17 protein-coding genes are annotated in these 20,350 nt (G+C 68.5%); 9 read left to right on the top strand and 8 right to left on the bottom strand.

The genetic code is table 11. The features are described 5' to 3' along the window. Positions 1-118: 118 nt before the first annotated feature. The 4 genes from ACTWQR_RS14495 to ACTWQR_RS14480 all read right to left on the bottom strand — a co-directional run bounded on the left by ACTWQR_RS14495 (position 119) and on the right by ACTWQR_RS14480 (position 3,659). Complete coding sequence (locus ACTWQR_RS14495) at positions 119-1,246, bottom strand: beta-ketoacyl synthase N-terminal-like domain-containing protein (protein WP_443227434.1); 1,128 nt, start codon at positions 1,244-1,246, stop codon at positions 119-121. Then, on the bottom strand, positions 1,243-2,454 hold the full coding sequence (locus ACTWQR_RS14490) for a beta-ketoacyl-[acyl-carrier-protein] synthase family protein (protein WP_443227461.1): 1,212 nt from the start codon (positions 2,452-2,454) through the stop codon (positions 1,243-1,245). Before ACTWQR_RS14490 ends, ACTWQR_RS14495 begins: the two co-directional genes overlap by 4 nt. Positions 2,455-2,500: 46 nt before the next feature. Next, entirely contained in the window at positions 2,501-2,776 is a 276-nt protein-coding gene (locus ACTWQR_RS14485; RefSeq protein ID WP_443227433.1) for an acyl carrier protein, read from the bottom strand. 76 nt (positions 2,777-2,852) lie between these two features. Continuing rightward, entirely contained in the window at positions 2,853-3,659 is an 807-nt protein-coding gene (locus ACTWQR_RS14480; RefSeq protein ID WP_443227432.1) for an AfsR/SARP family transcriptional regulator, read from the bottom strand. Between the two features lie 1,186 nt (positions 3,660-4,845). On the opposite strand from ACTWQR_RS14480, the gene ACTWQR_RS14475 reads away from it, so the two are divergent. The 3 genes from ACTWQR_RS14475 (at position 4,846) to ACTWQR_RS14465 (ending at position 8,637) form a co-directional block, all read left to right on the top strand. Then, the gene (locus ACTWQR_RS14475) at positions 4,846-5,517 is read left to right on the top strand and encodes a polysaccharide lyase family 7 protein (RefSeq protein WP_443227431.1); all 672 of its coding nucleotides are present in this window, start codon (positions 4,846-4,848) and stop codon (positions 5,515-5,517) included. Positions 5,518-5,520: 3 nt separating this feature from the next. Beyond that, entirely contained in the window at positions 5,521-6,270 is a 750-nt protein-coding gene (locus ACTWQR_RS14470) for a polysaccharide lyase (RefSeq protein ID WP_443227430.1), read from the top strand. 219 nt (positions 6,271-6,489) lie between these two features. Further along, a complete protein-coding gene (locus tag ACTWQR_RS14465; protein WP_443227460.1) occupies positions 6,490-8,637 on the top strand; it encodes a glycosyl hydrolase family 95 catalytic domain-containing protein in 2,148 nt (715 codons plus the stop codon). Positions 8,638-8,775: 138 nt separating this feature from the next. On the opposite strand, the gene ACTWQR_RS14460 is transcribed toward ACTWQR_RS14465, so the two are convergent. After that, the gene (locus tag ACTWQR_RS14460) at positions 8,776-10,173 is read right to left on the bottom strand and encodes a glycoside hydrolase family 43 protein (protein WP_443227429.1); all 1,398 of its coding nucleotides are present in this window, start codon (positions 10,171-10,173) and stop codon (positions 8,776-8,778) included. Between the two features lie 228 nt (positions 10,174-10,401). On the opposite strand from ACTWQR_RS14460, the gene ACTWQR_RS14455 reads away from it, so the two are divergent. The 5 genes from ACTWQR_RS14455 to ACTWQR_RS14435 all read left to right on the top strand — a co-directional run bounded on the left by ACTWQR_RS14455 (position 10,402) and on the right by ACTWQR_RS14435 (position 13,647). Beyond that, complete coding sequence (locus tag ACTWQR_RS14455; protein ID WP_443227428.1) at positions 10,402-11,034, top strand: methyltransferase domain-containing protein; 633 nt, start codon at positions 10,402-10,404, stop codon at positions 11,032-11,034. Next, entirely contained in the window at positions 11,031-11,741 is a 711-nt protein-coding gene (locus tag ACTWQR_RS14450; RefSeq protein ID WP_443227427.1) for a ThuA domain-containing protein, read from the top strand. The genes ACTWQR_RS14455 and ACTWQR_RS14450 overlap by 4 nt, the downstream gene beginning before the upstream one ends. Beyond that, on the top strand, positions 11,711-12,838 hold the full coding sequence (locus ACTWQR_RS14445) for a Gfo/Idh/MocA family protein (protein ID WP_443227426.1): 1,128 nt from the start codon (positions 11,711-11,713) through the stop codon (positions 12,836-12,838). Before ACTWQR_RS14450 ends, ACTWQR_RS14445 begins: the two co-directional genes overlap by 31 nt. Before the next feature lie 88 nt (positions 12,839-12,926). Then, positions 12,927-13,121: a hypothetical protein gene (locus ACTWQR_RS14440; protein WP_443227425.1), complete on the top strand. Its 195-nt coding sequence runs from the start codon at positions 12,927-12,929 to the stop codon at positions 13,119-13,121. 157 nt (positions 13,122-13,278) lie between these two features. Then, positions 13,279-13,647 carry a flavin reductase gene (locus ACTWQR_RS14435; protein WP_443227424.1) on the top strand — a complete coding sequence of 123 codons (369 nt, stop codon included), beginning with the start codon at positions 13,279-13,281 and terminating at the stop codon, positions 13,645-13,647. On the opposite strand, the gene ACTWQR_RS14430 is transcribed toward ACTWQR_RS14435, so the two are convergent. Next, the gene (locus ACTWQR_RS14430) at positions 13,575-15,749 is read right to left on the bottom strand and encodes an MMPL family transporter (RefSeq protein ID WP_443227423.1); all 2,175 of its coding nucleotides are present in this window, start codon (positions 15,747-15,749) and stop codon (positions 13,575-13,577) included. The two genes, ACTWQR_RS14435 and ACTWQR_RS14430, sit on opposite strands and share 73 nt — an antisense overlap. 268 nt (positions 15,750-16,017) lie before the next feature. On the opposite strand from ACTWQR_RS14430, the gene ACTWQR_RS14425 reads away from it, so the two are divergent. Further along, entirely contained in the window at positions 16,018-16,647 is a 630-nt protein-coding gene (locus ACTWQR_RS14425; protein WP_443227422.1) for a TetR/AcrR family transcriptional regulator, read from the top strand. 821 nt (positions 16,648-17,468) lie between these two features. On the opposite strand, the gene ACTWQR_RS14420 is transcribed toward ACTWQR_RS14425, so the two are convergent. After that, positions 17,469-18,431, bottom strand: coding sequence for a PDR/VanB family oxidoreductase (locus ACTWQR_RS14420; protein WP_443227421.1), 963 nt, complete (start codon positions 18,429-18,431; stop codon positions 17,469-17,471). A gap of 54 nt (positions 18,432-18,485) precedes the next feature. After that, positions 18,486-19,835 carry an SCP2 sterol-binding domain-containing protein gene (locus ACTWQR_RS14415; RefSeq protein ID WP_443227420.1) on the bottom strand — a complete coding sequence of 450 codons (1,350 nt, stop codon included), beginning with the start codon at positions 19,833-19,835 and terminating at the stop codon, positions 18,486-18,488. Positions 19,836-20,350: the final 515 nt, after the last annotated feature.

Here is a 20,350-nt window from a genome sequence, read left to right as displayed (position 1 = left end):
CTCGAAGGGTCCGTCGGGCACTCGTCCACAGGATCTCCGACACCAGACGGCACAGCTTCAGCGATGCAGGCGATTCCCGACGCCCCGTCATCACCGCGGAAGCCGTGCCCGCCGCCGATCAGGCGGGACGCCCGAGCAGGGCGCAGCCGACCGTACCGTCCCGATCGATGCCGGTGACCAGGGCCAGGTCCTCGCGCTCGGACCAGTACTGCCCGGCAGCCAGCGCCGCCGACAGCTGCAGCCCAGCGGACGCGGCGAACGCGTCGCCCAGCAGTGGGCGGCAATGCAGCCAGTGCATTGCGGAGTCGCCGGTCACCGCGCGGATTCCGGCCTCCTCCTGCCCGGAGTGCTCGCCCAGCGGCGCCACCAGCCGGATTTGGTCGGCGGTGGCGCCGGCCTTGGCGAGCGCGGCACGCACGCACGCGGCAAGCTCGACGCCACCCGTCGCGGGCTCCGGGGTCGCCCGGAAGTGCGTCGCCGGCACCGTGGCCACCGGGACGCGTCCAGCCGCCGCCGCATCGGCTGCCGACTCCATCAGCGCGACCACACAGCCCTCACCCAGCGGCGCAGGCGTGTCGCGCGGCCCGCTTGCCGCATCCACCAGGAGAGCCCGCGCCTGCGAATACTCCTCGGTGGCGCCGACCAGCAGCCGTCGGCAGTGCCCGCCACGGCACAGGCGGGCCGCGTAGCCAATCGCCAGCAGCGCGGACAGCCTGCCACCAGCGATGGTCGTGTTCGGGCCTTTGAGGTGATGCCAGATCGCACTCTGCCCGGCGGCCCGGTTGAGGAATGTGTCCGGGAACCGCATCGCGTCCACGTGGTAGGGCCTGGATGCGGTGAGCGCCCCCCGCGTGAAGTCCATGGCGGCCTGCACGTTGCCCTGGCCGACGCCGAGCACCAGCCCGATCCCTTCCGGCTCCTCGGTGACTTCGGGGCCGAGCTCGCGCAACAGCACATCGATGGCCGTCACCGCGAACGCCGTGGAGCGGCTCATCGTGCGAGTCCCCTTGCGGCCCAGGTGGTCCGCCGCCTTGAACCCCGGCACGACCGCGGACCGGGCGTCCCCGCGGAACTCGGCCGCTTCCGGATCCATCACCGCCGAGCGACCGGACAGCACGCCGTCGCGCAGGGCGTCGCGGCCCACGCCGTAGCCGGTCACGGCGGACCATCCCGACAGCACCAGGGTCTGGTTGTCCGGATCCACCCCGCGCGGGGCCAGCGGCCCGGTTGCCTCGATCGTCGTCACATCGCCTCCCGGTGCCGACCGAGCAGCAGAACCACGTTGTTGCCCGCGAATGCGAGAGCGTTGTTCTGCACCACATTCAGCACGGCGGGGCGCGCCTGGTTCGGCACGCAGTCCAGCCCGCAGTCCGGGTCGGTGTTCATATGGTTGATGGTGGGCGGGATGAAGCCCTCGCGGATGGCGAGCGCGCATGCGACCGCGGCCAGCGCGCTCGCCGCGCCCATCGCGTGCCCGATCATGCTCTTCACCGACACCGTCGGCGGTGGGGCGGCGAACACCTGACGGATCGCGCTGGTCTCGACCACGTCGTTGGTCGGGGTGCCGGTGCCGTGCGCCGAAATCAGGTCCACGTCCTCGGGCTTGATGCCGGCGTTGCGGTGCGCCAGCCGGATACACCGGGCCAGGCTGTCCCGGTCCGGCGCGACCGCGTGCTTCGCGTCGCAGTTGAGCCCGTAGCCGAGCACCTCGGCGTAGATCCGCGCGCCGCGGGCCCGCGCCGAGCGCAGGCTCTCCAGGACCAGTACTCCGCTGCCCTCGCTGGCGAGCAGGCCCTTGCGGTCCCTGTCGAAGGGCTGGCACTTCTCGGGGGCGATCGTGCCGAATCGGTAGAAGCCGGTGAACGTCTTGCGGCACACGGCGTCCGCGCCACCGCACAGCGCGAACTCGACGTCGCCGGCGCGCAATGCGTCGAACGCGCTGCCGATCGCGTAGTTGCCCGCCGCGCAGGCCGTCCCGATCGTCATCGTCTCCACGTCACGGAGCCCGAGTTCCCGGACCACGCCCGAGGTGAGCCGGTTCGCGTCGGCACGCTTGGCCAGCGCGGGGTCGAGTGCCCCGGCACCGTCCGCCAGGTGTTGCTCGGTCAGCGTGTCCAGGTCACCTGTCTCGCCATCGCTGGTGCCCACGGACACGAGAACCCGACGGCGCCGCAGTTCCTCGACGTCCAGGCCGGCGTCCGCGAGCGCCATCCGGGTGCCCGCGACCGCGAACTGGGTGGCCCGACCGATGTCCTCCGGTTCCAGTCGGTCCAGCCACTCCTGTGGGTCGAACCCGGTCACCTCGCACCCGATCGAGTGTGAGAAGCCAGTGGTGTCGAAGGTCGTGATCGGCTTCGCCCCGCTGCGCCCTTCACGCAGACCGGCGCAGAAGTCGTCAACCCCGGTGCCGATGCTGCTGACCACGCCCAGACCCGTGATCACCACTCTCTCCATGTCTCCGTCCGCGTTCACTTTGCCCTCCTCGCGCCGTGAAACCGGATCAGCGACTCGCGGTGAGGGCCTCGCCCACCACCACGAACACGTTCTCGAGATCGTCCATCAGATCCACCTTCCAGTTCTCGATCTCGATGTCGAAGGTTCGCTCCAGCGTGGCGCCGAGTGCCACCAGCGCCATCGAGTCGGCGCCGTAGGCCTCGATGAACGACCCGGTCGGGGTGATCTCCTCGGGTTCGATGTCGAGGACCTCGCACACCACGTCCTTGATGCGGGCCCGTTCCTCGTCGGCCAGGGCGGTCTCGGGCACAGGTGCAGTCATGACGTTTCCTCCAGTGGTGTCGGTCGGGGCGCGGGCGAGATCCCACGCCACGGGTGGTCGTCGGTCCGGCCGCCGCTCAGAGAACGGCGAATCCCGGCAATGACAAGCGGCCGACGCCGGCCGGCGAGCGCTCGCGGACCGGGCCGAGCAACTTCGGATCGGAGTTGAGGATCGCGAGCATGACCTCGCGCAGCAGCGCGCCGGGGTCTACGCCCAGCGAGCCCGTCAGCATCCTCCTGCCCTGCTCGTAGAGGGCAAGGGCGTCGGCCTGGCGGTCGCAGCGGTACAGGGCCGTCATCAACTGCGCGCGGAACCGCTCCTGGAGCGGGTACTCGCGGACCAGCTGAGTCAGCCTCGGGACCAGCGAGGCGTGCCTGCCGAGCGCGAGTTCAGCCTCGAACCGGCCGGTGAGCGCCGTGATCCGGGCCTCCTCCAGCTGCGGTCGCACCGCTTCGGCGAGATGCGAGGACACGTTCGCGAGCGCGGGCCCGCGCCACAGCGACAGCGCCGAGGACAGCAGTGAAACCGCCTGCTCGTAGTCGCCCGCGTCCAGCGCCTCGTGCCCGCGCTGCGACTGGTCGGTGAACTCGTCCAGGTCGAACGACGAGGACCCGATCTGCATCAGGTAGCCCGGCGAATGACGCATGATCCGCGCGTGCGGACCGAGCATCTTCCGCAGCCGAGAGATGTAGGTGCATATCTGAGCGTTCATGGTGGCGGGCGCCTTCTCACCCCACAGGTACTCACCCAACTGCGAGTCGTACACCACCAGATCGCCGGCCAAGAGCAAGGCGCTCAGCACGGTGCGCTGTTTGGCGCCGTGGAGCGGCAACTGCTTCCCCTCGTGCCGCACCTCGACTTGTCCCAGAATCCGATATTCCATGCACCCCTCCGGTGTTCTGGCGCTGTCGCCTCAGCCGGACTCCAGGCCCCCCTGGAGATCCAGCCGGATCGATCGCGCACCCGCGGGGCACGCCGAATGGCCGACCACAACCCGGCACCCGGACGACGACTCGCGAGCAGCACTACCGGTTACGCAGCACACACCCCACGTGAAACCAGCGGAAGACTACGAAGGCTCGATGACACACCAGTGACTGCGGACTGACGGCGTGTTGTTCTGTCAACGGTCATTGCCCGGATGGGCGGTCACCGGGTTCTGAGGTTCCCCGTTGCGGGTCCGGCCTCCGGCTCTTCGGAGACTTTCGTAGCCGTTGGCCCTTGTGGGCGGGTGTCAACTGGGCCGGATGCGCCGACGCGGAGGCGGTGTCCGGCGCGACCGTACGTCTGCCGCTTGCTCCAGGAGGTTCGGGCGGTGCTGTACGTGGCGCGGGCCCCGGCGGAGGTGCCTCCGAGGTGCTCGTCGCCCGGCGTGGGCGACACCGCCCGGCGGGCGTCCGGCCACCATCCGCCGGCCGTACGGGATTCCCGCCTCCCCGTGGCCGGCGGGCAGCGCCTGAACCGCCGCCAGGCCCGTTCGGTCCTCGACGCCCAGCGGGCGCCCGGCACCTTCCTCCACCACGCGGGCCACAGTCGCTCACCAAGCGGACCGTCCTGGCGCAGGCTCCGCACGTCACGCCAGTGTCCCGGCCGCGAATGGGGCGAGCGCAGCCGCGGGGTGGCCGGCGGTCCGTGGCCCTGCCACGCCGTCGGCCGCCCGGTCACCGACCACCGACCACCGACCACCGACCACCGACCACGACAGCATGACCGCCCACCACCTGTCCGGCATCGGCCAGGATCGGCCAGGTTCGGCCTCGGGCCACGGGGTCGGCGGTTCCCTGCCGCGCCCCACCCTCGAGCTGGCCTGACGGGCCATCAGGTCACCCACGTCACCGTCCGGTTGACGCCGAGCCCCGCCAGATCCCGTACTCCGATTCCATCCACGCCAAGAGATCCAGCCAACGCGCGTACATCGGATCTATCTTCGGCGCATTGCATATATTGACGCGCAATGCGGCCAGTCCTACTCTGCGTCAGGCGATAGATCCGATGAATTGCCGCCCGTGATCCACACGCTCGGACCGATCAACATGACGCCAACATGACGCCAACAGGAAGGGATTGTCATGCCTCTATCAAGACGCACCGTTCTCGCAGCCGGCGGCTTACTCGCCGGAGGCGCCGCCTGGGCGATGACCCCCTCGACGTCCTCCGCCGCAGCCGCGTCACCCACGGACGGCTGGAACAAGACCGCGTTCACCTACAGCATGCAGAAGCCGTGGAACCTGGACCTGAGCGACCGTCACAGCAACAGCGGCGGCGTCCACCGCATGTGGGTGTACAGCACCGACGAGCCCATGTCGCAAGGCAGTTCCACCGACCCGCGCACCGAGATGCGCTGGAAGCAGCAGTACACGTCCGGGCAGCACATGTGGGACGCCGACGTGTACCTCCCGTCCGGCACGAACGGCGCGACCTTCGTGCAGATCCTCCGCGTGATCCACCCCGAGGGCACACCCGCCACGGACTTCATGCTCAACGCCTACAGCGCGAGCGGCGGCACGGTGAGGGCGTACGACCGCACGGTCCTGAAGACGAACGCCTATGACACATGGTTCAACGTCAAGCTCGCGCACAACGCCTCGAGCGGCAGCGTCAAGGTCTACTTCGACGACGAGCTGGTCCTGACGACGGAAGACCGGGGACCTGCCACCCGGCACTTCAAGAACGGCGTCTACCACCACGGCAGCGGCCGCGCCGAGGCACGCTTCCGCAACATCACGTACTGGACGCGGTGAGCCGTGCGGAGACGAAGGGCACTCACCGCGCTCGGCGGACTCGGTCTCGCCGGGGCCGCCTCCGCCATCCTGCCGGGACGGGCAGCCGCCGCCGACGAGGTCTCCTTCCAGAACCGCGGCAGCGTCGAGGGCTGGGACCACGCCTACGCGCAGAAGGACGGCGTGATCGAGACCGTCGACTCGCCCACCTACAAGGGCGCTCACGCCCTCGCCGCCACCCAGACCTACATCGGCGAGACCGGGGGCTACCACTCCGAGGTCATCAAGCGCGGCGCCCAGAGCGTCGGCGAGGACCGTTACTACGGCCAGGCGATCCGTCTCGCCCCCGACTGGACGTTCCACAACCAGAACGTCACCTTCCAGCAGTGGTCGCCCGAAGACCCCGAAGGGCCCTGGCTGTTGATGTTCGTCATCGGGTCCACTATCCAGTTCGGCGGTTCCGGTGGCATCAAGGGCACGGCCGGCTCGATCAGCGGGCTGCGGGGCACCTGGATCAGGATCGTCACCCGGCTGAAGCTCGCAGGCGACGGCCAGGGCGCCTTCGAAGTGTGGCTGAACGGAACGAAGACGGTGAGCCGCACCGGCATCACCGTGCTGCCGTCCACCTCGCGGACGATCCGCTGGTCCAACGGGATCTACTGCACCGCCTGGCGCGACGGTACGCCCAGCGGCCCGCGGAAGCTGACGATCCTGCACGACAACCACCGGATCGCCTCGACCTACGCCCTTGCCGAGCCGGCGAACTGGGCGTGACCGGCGTGTCGATCGAGGAACCCCAGGAACTGTCGCACCTTGGAGGCACCCGCAATGACCTCTAGAAGAGCTGTGCTCGGATCGGTGCTGGGCGGCACGACGGCCGCCGCCCTGCCCGCGGTCGCCGAGGCCGCTCCCATCCGTACCCCTGACAACGCTGCCGGGGACCGAGGCCTCGCGGCCGGTCCTGACGGCGCCCGCTGGAAGCTCCGCAACCGCATGGACTCGGACGGCGCCTGGTCCGGTTTTCTGCGCCGACAGGACCTCGTGTGGCGCAAACCGCCCACGCTGTGGCACGAAGGCCCGTTCCTGGGAGACGGGCGGCTGGGCAGCATGGTGTACAAGGAGCCGGGTGCGAACAGCATCCGCTTCACCGTCCAGCACGGCGAAGTGCAGGACCACCGCCCCGAGTTCGGCAGTGGCTGGGGCACCTGTCGGCTGCCCGTGGGGCATCTGACCCTCGACCCGGTCGGCACCATCGGCACGGTCGACTGGCGGTTGAGCCTGTGGAACGCCGAGCTCACCGGCACGATCACCACGGACAAGGGCACCCTCACACTCTCCGCCCTCATCCACGACGGAATCCTCGCCGCGCGCGTGACGGCCGACGGCGAGGAGGAGGTCCGCTGGACATTCCACCCCGAGGAGGCCATCAGCCCCCGGAAGGTCAGCGAGGCACCTCCGAGCGGATACGTCCCCAACCCGCCCTGGACCACCCGGACCACCGGCGACGTCGAACAGGTCCTCCAGCCGCTCATCGACGGCGGCCAGACGGCGACGGCCTACCGCCGCTCCGGCGACACCCTGCTGCTCAGCGTCGCCCACAGCCATCCCTCGGACACCCGGGCCGGGGAAGCCTCACTCAGGAAGATCCAGCGCGCCGCCCCGTACGGGATGCTCCGCGGGCAGCACACCCGCTGGTGGCACGCGTTCTACCGCAAGAGCTTCGTCTCGATCCCCGACGAGCGGTTGCAGAGCTTCCACTGGATCCAGCTCTACAAGATCGCGTCGGCCAGCCGCGAGGGCGGCCCCGTGATGGCCACCTGCGGGCCCTGGCTGGAGCCCACTCCCTGGCCCGCCGTGTGGTGGAACCTCAACGTGCAGCTCGAGTACTGGCTCATCCACGGCTCCAACCACCTGGAACTCGACTCGCTCGCCACCACCCTCCGGCAGAACCAGGAGCAGCTGATCGCGAACGTGCCCGCCGCCTACCGGACGGACAGCGCGGGCGTCGGCCGCAGCTCCGACATGTTCGCGAACCGGAGTGCCCCCGTCCCGGGCAGCGGGGGCGAGGCGGGCAACCTGACCTGGGCCCTGCACAACGTCTGGCTGAGCTACCGCCACACCATGGACGAGGCCCTGCTGCGCGACACGATCTATCCGCTGCTGCGCCGCGCGGTCAACTACTACCTGCACTTCCTTCAGCCGGGGGACGACGGCAAGCTGCACCTTCCGTCGACACTCTCCCCGGAGTATCCGGTGGTTCCCCCGAAGGACACCAACTACGACCTGGCGCTGATCCGTTGGGGCTGCACCGCTCTCCTGGAGGCGTCGGACCGGCTGAACGTCGACGATCCGCTGAAGGGGCGTTGGCAGGAAGTGCTGGCCAAGCTGACCCCGTATCCGGTCGACGCCAACGGCTTCATGATCGGTGCGGACACCCCGTACGCCCAGTCCCACCGCCACTACTCCCACCTGCTGATGGTCTATCCGCTGTACCTCGTGAACTGGGACCAGCCGGAGCAGCGCGAGCTGATCGAGAAGTCGGTCGTCCACTGGCACGCGCTGACCGGCTCCCACCGCGGCTACAGCTATACGGGCGCCGCGTCGCTGTACGCGATGATGGGCCGCGGCGAGGTGGCCCTCACGTACCTGAAGAAGTTCTTCGACCCCACCACGCGTTACCCGTGCCGGGCCAACACCCACTACACCGAGGCCGGGCCGGTCATCGAGACGCCGCTGTCGGCGTCGCAGTCCCTGCACGACATGCTCTGCCAGAGCTGGGACGGCGTGGTGCGGGTCTTTCCCGCCGTTCCGGACTCCTGGGCCGATGTCACCCTGCACGACTTCCGCACCCAGGGTGCCTTCCTCGTGACCGCGGTCCGTACCGGCGGCGTCACGCGCTTCGTGCGGGTACGGAGCCTGGCGGGCGAGCCGCTGCGGCTCCGGCACGGTCTGACCGGCGGCCCGGTGACCGCGGTCCTCGACGACGGCACCCCGGCCCGCACCCACGCGCTCGACGACGGCACTCTCACGATCGAGTTGGCCAAGGGGCGCGAGGTGCTGCTGTACGCGGGTGAGAGGCCCGACCTCGTCGTCGCCCCGGTGGCCACGAGCGAGCCGGGCGAGCCCTGGGGACTGCCGTAGACCGGCGTTGTCGAACAGATCGGGATGCGTGCCGGAGGGTCGGCACGCATCCCGCGTGTTCCGGTGAGGCGGTGTCCGTCGAGGGGTGGTTCGTCGTTCGGCCTGAGCCGTCAGTCGCCCTTCAGAAGCCGATGCCCATCAGTAGCCGACGGAGAAGGTCGCGTCGGCCTTCTCGGTGGCGGTGGAGATCGGGTCGATACGCAGAACGTAGTCGGTGTGCCGGATGTAGCGCGTCGGGAAGTTGTGCGAGCGGAAGGACGACCAGGAGGAGTCGGCCAGCCCGGCGGTCTTGTGGAACGTGGCGTCCGCGGCGAACGTCGAGGTGCCGTCGTTCTCTTCCAGCCGCAGGTTGTAGCTGTAGTGCCGCAGGTAGCGGGTCGGGTAGTTGACCGACTGGAAGGACACGCCCGCGCTGTCTGCCAGGCCGGGCACGAGCTTCCACTGCGAGTCGGGGTACGGGTCGAACGGGTAGGCATCGATACGGCCGACGGAGTTGGCGTGGCGGACGTACCGGGCCGGGTAGTTGTAGGACTTCAGCCGGTTCCAGGCGGGAGAGCCCCATTTCGCCACGAGGTTGTTGTACTCGGTCGTGCTGATCGTCTCGATGGTGCAGTGCTTGGAGTTGAGCGGCTGGGTGTAGAGGCGCTGGTCCAGCGCGGTCCAGGTGCCGGCGGCGAGGTCACTGCTCTGCCAGACGTAGAAGACACCGTTGGGCGAATAGGTGTCGCCCCACATGTACCAGGTGCCGGAAGTCAGGGACTTCACCAGGGTCGGGGCCTCGGTACCGCCGTGGGAGACCGGCGTGCTGAACGGCGTGAAGCTGCCCGGGGCCAGGGTGGTGGACCGCGCGCCGACCAGGGTCTGGTTCCTCTTGTAGTACAGGTAGTTGACGCCGTTCACGCCCACGGCGAGGTCGCCGTCGATGATGTCGTAGCCGGGGTCGAAAAAGACCTGCGGGGACGTCACCGTCTGGAAGTCGGTGGTGTAGTTCACCATGAGCACGTTGTGGCCGCTGGAGTTGACGGACGAGTAGATGATTCCGTACTGACCGCGGCCGGCGTCCCAGAACGCCTCGGGTGCCCAGCTGTGGGTGACCATGTCGTGCAGCTTCAGTCGGCGGTAGCCGGTGAGGGTACGCAGGTCCGCGGAGTCCCAGACGTGGATGTACTGGCTGTTGTAGTTCCAGTCGGTGCCCTTGAGGTCGGTGGCGAGTACGACGAAGGTGCCGTCCTGCTTGCGCATGATGAACGGGTCGCGCAGACCGCCCGCGCCCGCGGTGGGGGTGACCACGGGGTTGTTCTGGTTCAGTGGCATCCATCGCAGGCCGTCGGTGCTGACAGCCAGGTGCAGGCCGTAGTCGGCCTCCAGCATGGTCGTGGACTCCGTGAAGTAGCCCATGACATAGGCCGAGTCCGCGGCGTAGGCGGGCAGGGCGCCGACGGTCAGCGTTCCGGTCACGGCCAGCGGTACGGTCGCGGCCATACCGAGGAACAGTCGGCGTGACGGGTGGGAGCCGGGGCTGGGTCTTGCGCTCATCTGCTCTCCAAGGTGCGTGCGGGGGCGGGTGCAGCTGCGGGCGAACGGCCGTCGAGCGGGGAGGGCGTGTTGCAAGGGACCCTCGACACACGACCACTCTGATCGAAATACCGAACGAGGTTCGGTGAATCGATCAGAAGGTAAAGGTGAGGCGAGTGCGCGTCAATTGTTCTGACGTTGTTCATTGATTCCTGTGGGTCTCCCCTGGCCCCATGAGCGGAGAAACCGTTGGCCGTCGCACGGCGGCTCGGCCCAGCGGGCCGCCGCGTCGGCATCGACATCGCCGAACCAATGATCACCGCCGCCCGGGCCCGCGCCGAGCGGGAGGGTAGCTCTGCGTCCTTCGTCCGCGCCGACGCACAGGATCACACCTTCGAACGGTCCGCGCCGCGTTCGACACCTACGTGCAGGGCACGGAAGTCCGCTTCACCGCAGCCTGCTGGATGGTCGGCGCCCGAGCATCGACCGCGTCGGCGGGGCCGAAGGGCACGGTCCGTACCTGAGCGGCGGGTTATCGCCTCCCAGCGTGGATGGCCACTCACCGGAGCGGTCCTGGCACCGCGCGGTCGAGATGGCCGCGGTCGCCTGTCGGCTGCTGTGCGAGTCCGCCATGGACCTGAAACCGTCGTCCACCGCGTCGGATACCGAGCCCAGCCCGCCCATGCCCGGCCGCGAAAACTTTCCGAAATCCGACAACCCTTTCCCGTGCGCGGGCGACTGACGGATCCTGTGGTCCGCGGTGCCGCCCACCATCAGGCCCGTGAACACCATGATGGCGCTGCTCGCCGCCGTCGAAACGAGGACCTCGAACGAAGACCTCCGACCAGACCGGGGCGACGACCCCACGAAGGGACAAGATGACACGGAAGAAGGCCCTGGTGGTCCGAGGCGGATGGGAGGGACACCAGCCGATCCAGGCCACGGAGCTGTTCCTGCCGTTCCTCCGAAGCAGCGGATACACCGTCCGGATCGAGGAGTCGACCGATGTCTACGCCGACGCCGCCGAGATGGCCGCCACCGACCTTGTGATGCAGTGCGTCACGATGTCGGAGATCACCGCCGAGCAGTTGTCGGGGCTGAGCGCGGCGGTCGTGGCCGGCACCGGCTTCACCGGCTGGCACGGCGGCATCGCCGATTCGTTCCGCGCTTCCTCCGACTATCTCCACCTGGTGGGAGGCCAGTTCGCCACCCACCCGGGCAAGGAGCCGTGTGAACGTCAGGGGGGCGCGGAGGACAACTTCCTGCCGCACGCCGTCAACATCACCGAGCTCGGCCGCGAGCACCCCATCACCGCGGGCATCGAGGACTTCGAGCTGCACACAGAGCAGTACTGGGTGCTCCACGACGACCTGTGCGACGTGCTGGCCACCACCACCCATCCCGTCCGGCCGTGGCAGCCCTGGCATCGGCCGGTCAGCTCGCCGGCGGTCTGGACCCGTCGGTGGGGCGCCGGCCGCGTCGTGGTGACGACACCGGGGCACAGCCTCGACGTACTGGAGAACCCGAACGTCCGCACCATCATCGAGAGGGGCATGCTGTGGGCGACACGCACCGCATCGGCGTCGTAGGTCTCGGAGTGATCTCCCGCGCGTACCTGGACACGCTTCACGGCCATCCCGCCGTGCGCGTCACCGCGGTCGCCGACCTCGACACCTCTCGGGCGGCCGCGGTCGCCGCCGAGCTGCCCGGCGTCGAGGCACTGACCGTCGAGGAGTTGCTGAGCAGCCCGGACGTGGACACGGTGCTGAACCTCACCGTCCCCGCGGCCCACGCCGAGATCGCCTTGGGCGCCATCGGCCACGGGAAGAACGTCTACGGAGAGAAGCCGCTGGCCGCCACCCTCTCCGACGCCCACGCCGTAATGGAGGCCGCCGCTCAGGCGGCGGTTGGTGTGGGGTGCGCTCCGGACACCGTCCTGGGCACCGGAATCCAGACGGCGCGGTCGGCCGTGGAGGCGGGCAGCATCGGACGCCCGCTGTCCGCCTCGGCCGTGATGGTCACCCCGGGACACGAACGCTGGCACCCTCACCCCGACTTCTACTACACCGCCGGGGGCGGCCCTCTGCTGGACATGGGGCCGTACTACCTCGCGTCCCTGGTCCACCTGCTGGGTCCGGTGCGGGCCGTGATCGGGGCGTCCAGCCGACTGCGTGCCGAGCGCGTCATCGGTTCCGGACCGCGCGCGGGCGAGCGGATACCGGTCGAGGTGGACAGCCACGTCTCCGGTGTGCTCGAGCATGTGGGCGGGACCCTGACGACGATCACGACGAGCTTCGACGGCGTGGCCACCACAGCCGCGCCGATCGAGGTCCATGGCGAGGCGGGGAGCCTCGCGGTTCCGGATCCCAACCGCTTCGACGGCGAAGTGCGGCTCTTCGAACTCGGCGACACGCAGTGGCGCACGCTCCCGCCGTCGGCGGGCTACATCGGCGGCGCACGGGGCGTCGGTCTGCTCGACTTCGTCTCCGCCGACGGACAACGGGCGCCTCGCGCGAGCGGTGATCTCGCGCTGCACGTGCTGGAGGCGATGAGCGCCCTCCTCGACTCGGCGGGCACGGGGCGACGTATCGAGCTGACGACGTCGACAGCCCCGACCGCCCCCGTTCCGCTCACGGCCGCCGAGGAGTGGAGAGGTGACGCCACCCGTCGGCCCACATCGCCGTAAGCGGGTACGCCACCGTCATCCCATGGTCGTCGTCGGACAACACCAACTCTCGTCAGGCAGAGCCTGAGCCGGCCGCATCGCAGACACGATGGATCCGGCTCAGTCTCGCCACCCTGCCTACCGCACCCAGTTGGGCCTGGAGGACCTGGGGTCGGCCCTGGAGTCGGCCGACCGGACCAAGGCCCAGCGCAACCGTGACCGCATGATCGAGCGCCTCGCCGCTCTCACGTCCATGCCCACACTGGAGGCGATGGTCGAGCACAAGCGCTCCCTCCACCGCTGACTCACCCGCCGCCGCCCATTTACACCGGCAACAACCGTGCTGTGGCCTCGGCGGCAGCAGCAAGCACAAGCAGGCCGGGAAACACGCACATCGCTCAGTCCCTCCCTGCCGCGGCCTGCCGGCTCGGCGCGACGAGAGCCCGCTTCCTGTAGGCGCCATGGTCGAAGTGGTGCGTCCTGCACCCGGTACTCAAGTCGGCCGCCTCGTCGCATCGCGTTCCGCCTCCCCGGTCGCCGTGGTCACCGCCATGGACGGCCGACGCCCGCACGGCACCACGGTCAGCGCCTTCGCATGCCTGTCCATGACGCCGCCCATGGTGGGTGGTGTCGCCGGCGAACGCTCACACCTGCTGACGCTCATCCGCCGCACCGGCCGCTTAAGGCCTCAACATCCGACCCGTCAACGGAGGCCGAAGTGCCCCGGGGAAGGCGCTTCGGCTCCTCCTCGTTGGGTTCAGACCCCGACGGGAACCGGCTTTTCGGCCTCCGTCGGCACGTCGGTCTCCTTGATGCCGTACCGGTCGTAGACGCGGGCCAGCGGGCCCGGAGCCCACCAGGCCGCCCTGCCCAGCAGCCTCATGACCGCTGTTCCCAGCAGGACCCTCACCACCAGCACGTCCGCCAGGACCGCGAACACCATGCCGACGCCGAAGAGTTTGATGGTCAGCACATCGCTCATCCCGATCGCCGCCAGCGGCACGCACATCAGCACCGCGGCGCTCACGACCAGGCGGCCGATGGACTGCAAGCCGGTCGCCACGGCCTCCGTGCTGTCGCCCTGCTTGTCGTACTGCTCCCGCATCCGGGACACCAGGAACACCTCGTAGTCCATGGAGAGTCCGAAGATCAGCGCGAACAGCATGATCGGCATGTTGGGCTCGATGTTGCCCGTCGGATCGAACCCGAGCAGGCCGTTCAGATGGCCGTCCTGGAAGATCCAGACCAGGACCCCGAAGGTCGCGGTCAGGGACAGCAGGTTCATCGCGATCGCCTTCAGTGGCAGCAGCACCGAGCCGAACGCGAGGAACAGCAGGATGTACGTCATCACCGCGATGTAGAGCAGCATCCACGGCAGGGTCTCGCCGAGAGCGTCCAGAGTGTCGTCGAACACCGCTGACTCGCCGCCGATGTAGGCCTGGGCGCCCGGTGGTGCCGGTACCTCCTTGACCCGGTTCACCAGGTCCCGCGCATGGGTCGAGATGGGGTTGCCGTCATAGGTGACCGACACCCGGGCCGTCGTGCCCTCCACGCCGCTGATCCGGGCGCTCGTGGCACCCTCGGTGGCGCCGAGCCGCTCGGCGTACGTCTGGAGCGCCGCGCCCTGCTCCTTCGAGGTCCCGTCGGACTTCAGCACGAGCAGCGAGTCGATGGACTTCACCGCGTCGCCGTCGAAGTCGTGCTCCATGGCGTTGAAGACCTGGCGGCCCTCGGAACTGCTGGGCAGCTGCTGCGCGTTGATGGAGCCGAACTCGATCTTCGAGAACGGCAGGGCGAGTGCCAGCAGCAGGCCCACCGCACCCACCACCACGACCCACCGCCGCCGCATCAGGCCGTGTCCGAACCGGTACCAGGAACCCCCGCCCGCCGCCGCCGGGCGCTCGGCCTTCTTGCGGCGCAGCGGGAAGGCATTGACCTTCGGGCCCAGCACGGCGAGCAGCGCGGGCAGTGCGACCAGCGAGAAGAGCACCGACAGCACGACCGCGGCCACACCGCCGTACGACATCGACTTCAGGAACGTCGACGGGAAGAGGGTCAGGCCGGCCAGCGCCGCCGCGACCGTGGTGCCGGAGATCACCACGGTGCGCCCGGCCGTGGCGATGGTGCGCCCGATCGCCTCTTCGCCGGTGTAGCCGGCCTCCAGTTCCTCTCGGTAGCGGCTCACGATCAGCAGGCCGTAGTCGATGGCGACCGCGAGACCCAGGATCGTGACCAGGCTCATGGAGAACACGGACACGTCGGTGATGTTCGCGATGGTCCGTAGGACGGCCATCGACCCGAGGATGGAGAGCACGCCGACGAGCAGTGGGAGGAAGGACGCGGCCAGACCGCCGAACACGACCAGCAGGAGCAGGAAGAGCACGGGGGCTGAGATGATCTCCGCGGTTCTCAGGTCATGTTCGATCTTCTCACTGGCCTGATGACCAGTGGGCACCGTCCCGCCCTGCAGGGTCTCCAGGCCGGGTGCCGGGATCTTGTCCTTGATCGCCTCGTACGCGTCCTCCTTGGCCTTCTCGCTGCCGCCATGGAGGTTCAGTGCGACGTAGGTGGCATGCCGGTCGTAGCTGACCTGCGCCGGCATCTTGGTCTGCCAGTAGTGCATGTAGCTGGTCACGTCCGCCTTCGGCAGGGACTCCACCTGCTTGACGACCGCCTGCTGGAACGACGGGTCGTCGACGGTGCGGTCCTCGTCGCGGTAGACGATCACGGCATCGGGTGTCCGCTGCGGGAACGCCTTCTCGGCGATCTTGGCCGCGCGAGAGCTGTCGGAGCCGGGATCCTGGAAACCGAGCGGCGTCAAGGAGCCGAAGACACCGGCACCGTAGGCCCCGGACAGGACGGCGAACAGCAAAGTCAGTACCAGCAGAGGCTTTCGTCTCCGGTGAAGCAGACGCCCAAATCCTTCAAACATGAGTAACTCCTAGATCGTCAGCAAGCGCCGGGCAGGACTGCCCGAAGGTCGGCACCGAAGCAACCGTAACAGTGTTTTGATTGCTCGCGACAACCCTGCCCTGCACAGCACCCAGCCGGAGGGAGGTCGAGTCACTCACGCTGACCTGCCACTATGCGATAGGAACCCGTTCACGGCGGCAGGGTCCGAGGCCTGCGCGCGCCAATTTCCCGAAGCATGACCTGCACGCCAAGAGGCATTCGTAACAGTGTTGGAATATGATGGCGCCATGGCCAAGCCCAAGACACATGACGAAGCGCTCCGGCTCAGGCTCCTGCATCGCGCGGCCGCCACGGTCTTCGACCGCGGCACGGCCGCGCTGAGCCTGCGCCAGCTCGCGGCGGACGTGAAGACCTCGACCACGGCGGTCTACTCGTTGTTCGGCAACAAGGCCGGTCTGCTCAGCAGCCTGTACCAGGAGGCTGTGCGGCTCTTCATCGCGCGACTGGCCACCGTTCGTCCTACGGACGACCCGGCCGGCGACGTGATCCGCATCGGGCTCGCCTATCGCGAATACGCCGTCGCCAACCCGCACCTCTACGCGATCCTGTTCTCCGACCGCAGCCTCCAGTGCCCGTCCGATGCGGACAGGCCGCGTGAGGTCATCGAGACCTACCAGCCCCTCGTCGACGCCGTGAGCCGCGGACAACGGGCCGGGCAGTTCAGTTCTGATTCCACCCCCGAGGTCATCGCCCTGTCGGTGTGGGGAATGGCCCACGGCCTGGTGTCCCTGGTGCTTTCCGGCAACGAGCCGCCGGGGCTCGCGGTCGCCGACTGCTATGAGCGGACACTGCAGGCGGTGGTGACGGGGTGGCGAGAAGCTGAAGAAAGGGTTCCGGAGTTCGCGGGTGCGCCGTGAGCCCGGGGCGGATTCCCGCTTCCGGACCTGGACGTACCTTGTCGCCCATGACTGCGGTACGCCACTACGTCGGCCTTCCGCGGAGCGACAGCACCACCTAGGCCGTCCACGACCCGCCGCGTCGGCCGGAAGGTCCGTGAAAGCCTGAAGCGGCGCGAGGAACCCACCGCGGTTGTGCTGGACAGCCGACCGTGCGCGCCTCGACGAATGCGCCGAAGGAACGACGGAACTGGATCTGGGCGAGGAGACCCCGGGCGCGTCAGAGGTACCGCGCCGACGTGCCCGGCCTGATCTCGCCGTGGTCATGAGGGCCGGGAGCGCGCACGGCTACGCGATCGGTAGTGCGCTGCCGGACGAGGTGGCCGGCAGCGCGCCCACGAGCGGGCCTTCGGCGCCATGATGCCGCGCCGCGCCTGGTGCGCGATGCCGAGAAGAAGCCGACCATCTCCATGGCGGTGATCCACTGGCCGATGTCCGACGTCATGCTCCACCGACGCACCCGCACCGCCGCACACCTGGCGCGGTCGCCGGCCCGGCGCACGGCGCTCGTGCGCGGGGTCCTGGCCACCACTGAGCACGCAGGGGAAGAGACTCCGCGCCAAAGACGTCTCCCGGACACCGCCGGACGGCGAAACAGCACAGCGAAGTGGCCGGAGCCGAACCCGCGGAGCCCATGTGCGTGGCCCGGTGGGACATGCCCTTGTGCCGACCACGTTGGGTCTGGAGCGTGTTGGGTTCGCGGTTCCAGTCACCCATCACGGTCCAGGTGCGGATTCCGGCTGGCGGTGGGCCGCGGCCCGGTCATCCGATCCCGCGCTGGATCAGAGGTCGAGGACCAGGCGGTCGCCCTTGGCTCGGGAGACGCAGATCATCATTGTGTTGCCTGCGGCTCGCTCCTGTTCGTTCAGGACCGAGTCGCGGTGGTCGATCTCCCCGGACAACACCGTCGTCTCGCAGGTTCCGCAGATTCCCTCCTCGCACGAGGACATCATCGACACACCGGCTTCTTCGACTGCCTCGAGAACGGACATGTCCTCAGAGACCAGCAGAGTCCTGCCGGACTGGGCGAGCTCGACGTCGAAGGTCGTGCGCGGCCCGTCGGTGACGTCGTTCTTCGGGGCGAAGCGCTCCACGTGCAGGGCTCCGCTCGACCACTTCTCGCAGCCGGATTCGACCGCCGCGAGCAGCGGTTCCGGGCCACAGGAGTAGACGGCTGTCCGCCGCTGCGGTCGGCCGAGCAGCGAAGACAGGTCCAGCAGCCCGTATTCATCCTGCGGTCGCAGGCTCACCCGTTCTCCGTAAGCCCGCTGCAGAGTCTCGCGGAACGCCATCGACGCTCGGGTACGACCTCCGTAGACGAGGCGCCAGTCGGCACCGCGGGCGTCGACGGCCGCCACCATGGGCAGGATCGGGGTGATCCCGATCCCGCCTGCGATGAACAGGTAGCGCTTGGCCGTCACCAGCGGAAAGTTGTTGCGGGGCCCGCGAACGCGCACCGACTCACCTTCGGAGAGCACGTCGTGCACATAGCTCGACCCACCCCGGCCTGTCGGTTCACGCAGCACCGCGACCTGAAGACGGGACCGATCCCCCGGGTCCCCGCACAGTGAATACTGCCTGACCAGGTCCGCTCGCAGCATCAGATCGACGTGTGCTCCCGGCTCCCATTCCGGCAGCGGCCGGCCTTCCGCGTCGCGCAACGTCAGCAGCGCGACACCTTCGGCCACCGTTTCCTTGCGCTCCAACACGAGGTCGCGCTCGACCTCGGCGCGGAGAGTGCTCATGATCGGCCTTCCATTTTCGCGGTGATGACCGGCGGTCCGGTACGTCAAGAACGATCAGGACGGGAAGCAGCGGCCGAAGGCGCGCAGGAGCTTCGGCGAGCCGTGCAGCTTGATCCGGCCGCGCAGCAGCGCCCACGGCAGCACTGACTGCTTGGTGAGGAAACGCAGCCAGGTGCGGGCGTCGGCGGTGATCCTGAGATCCGGCTTGCCCTGATGCCCCTCGGCGATGTCGAGTTCGCGGTCGCGGATGGTCACGGTGATCTGGCGGGACTCGGCGCCGGTGAAAGTGAAATGGTAGATCGCGGACAGCCCTTCGGCCTGCTCGCGCTGGAAGACCACAGGCATGCCTTCCACCAGACCCTCGATGCTGCTCGCTCGCAGGCTCTGCCCTACTTGTTTCGTGCGTTTGTGCGGGAACCGGCGGGCCACGTGCTGCTCGGCGTCGGAACCCGAGACGACGTAGATGGTCTCTTCCTTGTTCTGCAGTGGGCGGACGACGTCGGTCAGGTGTGACTTGCGATCGTCCAACCAGGGACCGATGACGTCCTCGCCCGCCGGGCAGACCGACATGCAGTAGGCCGCCTTGTAGTTGGCGCCGAAGGACAGGCTCTGCCACAGGGACGCGGTCTCGTTGTCATCCATTCGCGAGCGGTAGTCGGCGGCGTCGCGGCTGTCAGCCACCTGTTCGACCCAGTCACCGAAGCCACCCATGAACTCGCGGTAGTTGTGCGTGTAGCAGGCGGAGAAGTCGAAGTGACCGTCGGAGGCGATCGCCCCGGTCGGGCAGGCGGTCACACACAGCTTGCATTCCAGACAGGGATTGAACTCGATAGGCCGGGACTGGTCGCTGATCTCGGCGTCGATCAACACGGTGCCCAGCAGGACGAAGTTGCCGAACTTGGGATGGATGACGTTGCGGTGGATGCCCATCTTGCCGAGTCCGGCCGCCACGGCGACCGGCTTGTGTCCGACGACCCACGTCTTCCTGGGGAACTTGTCCATCTCCATCGGAAAACCCATCGCGGGGTTGAGGGCGCGCACACCCATCGCCTCCAACTCGGCCACCACTCGCCGGCCCACCTCGTTGGTGTGGTCACCACTGTGGTGGAACTCCAGGTTGGCCACCGAGCGCGCCGGAGTGCGGATGTTCTCCCGGTTCATTCGGACAACGAAGCTGATCAACGTTCGGACACCCGGCAACGCGGCGCCCAGGTCCGCTCGCTGGTCGACGATTTCGGGCCGGTCGATCTCGACGAAACCAACGTCGTCCGCACCCGCGTCGAGACACAGCTGCCGCAACCATGCCGCATCCAGCGGCTCGGCGGGCCGGGCGGAGTCGCGGTCGCGCCGCTGGCGGACCTGGATGACGGTGGGATGGTCGTCCAGCTTGTTCTGTTTGGCCATCGGGCATCACCTCACGGGAGCGGGAAGAGCAAGTTTCATGAAGCAACTCACACTCTAGCGTTGCGAGTTGCGTGAAACAACTACTGAGGTTGTCGACGCGATGTCGCGGGGTTGACACGGTTTGGTCGTCGCCATACGTCCCGATGCATGAGGTATCCGCAAGGTGGTGAGCCGACCGCGGAACGGCGGGAGTTCGGCGAGGACATGGCGAGGACATCAGGACGCAGGCGGCCGAGTTGTCCGGTCAGAGCCAGAGGAGCACTGCACTCGCCAAGCAGTTATGGGCCATCGTGCGGTCGGTGCGGCCGTGACACCGGGGATGAAAGCGGAGCGGGGCGGGCGCGGGTCTTGCGGTCCAAGGGCTGGCATCGACGCCCCGCTGAGCGAGGCGTGGTCAGTGGTGCAGGAGCAGGTACCGGCCAAGGCTCCGGTGGGTACGCGACGGGTGTGGCATCGTCCCGCGCGCCGACGAGCCCACCGGGCCCCGCTCGGCACCAGCGGCGGCTGGATGCACG

Source organism: Streptomyces sp. 2A115 (assembly GCF_052245575.1).
In the GTDB taxonomy this organism is placed as follows: Bacteria; Actinomycetota; Actinomycetes; order Streptomycetales; family Streptomycetaceae; genus Streptomyces.
The sequence above is the reverse complement of the archived record's forward strand: the minus strand, read 5'-3'. Positions and strand labels throughout refer to the sequence as shown.

Excerpts from the sequence above, each read along its gene's own strand:
- ACTWQR_RS14490 (WP_443227461.1), bottom strand. The coding sequence starts at position 2,454 with ATGGAGAGAGTGGTGATCACGGGTCTGGGCGTGGTCAGCAGCATCGGC.
- ACTWQR_RS14485 (WP_443227433.1), bottom strand. The coding sequence starts at position 2,776 with ATGACTGCACCTGTGCCCGAGACCGCCCTGGCCGACGAGGAACGGGCC.
- ACTWQR_RS14480 (WP_443227432.1), bottom strand. The coding sequence starts at position 3,659 with ATGGAATATCGGATTCTGGGACAAGTCGAGGTGCGGCACGAGGGGAAG.
- ACTWQR_RS14475 (WP_443227431.1), top strand. The coding sequence starts at position 4,846 with ATGCCTCTATCAAGACGCACCGTTCTCGCAGCCGGCGGCTTACTCGCC.
- ACTWQR_RS14465 (WP_443227460.1), top strand. The coding sequence starts at position 6,490 with ATGGACTCGGACGGCGCCTGGTCCGGTTTTCTGCGCCGACAGGACCTC.
- ACTWQR_RS14460 (WP_443227429.1), bottom strand. The coding sequence starts at position 10,173 with ATGAGCGCAAGACCCAGCCCCGGCTCCCACCCGTCACGCCGACTGTTC.
- ACTWQR_RS14450 (WP_443227427.1), top strand. The coding sequence starts at position 11,031 with ATGACACGGAAGAAGGCCCTGGTGGTCCGAGGCGGATGGGAGGGACAC.
- ACTWQR_RS14440 (WP_443227425.1), top strand. The coding sequence starts at position 12,927 with ATGGATCCGGCTCAGTCTCGCCACCCTGCCTACCGCACCCAGTTGGGC.
- ACTWQR_RS14435 (WP_443227424.1), top strand. The coding sequence starts at position 13,279 with ATGGTCGAAGTGGTGCGTCCTGCACCCGGTACTCAAGTCGGCCGCCTC.
- ACTWQR_RS14430 (WP_443227423.1), bottom strand. The coding sequence starts at position 15,749 with ATGTTTGAAGGATTTGGGCGTCTGCTTCACCGGAGACGAAAGCCTCTG.
- ACTWQR_RS14425 (WP_443227422.1), top strand. The coding sequence starts at position 16,018 with ATGGCCAAGCCCAAGACACATGACGAAGCGCTCCGGCTCAGGCTCCTG.
- ACTWQR_RS14420 (WP_443227421.1), bottom strand. The coding sequence starts at position 18,431 with ATGAGCACTCTCCGCGCCGAGGTCGAGCGCGACCTCGTGTTGGAGCGC.
- ACTWQR_RS14415 (WP_443227420.1), bottom strand. The coding sequence starts at position 19,835 with ATGGCCAAACAGAACAAGCTGGACGACCATCCCACCGTCATCCAGGTC.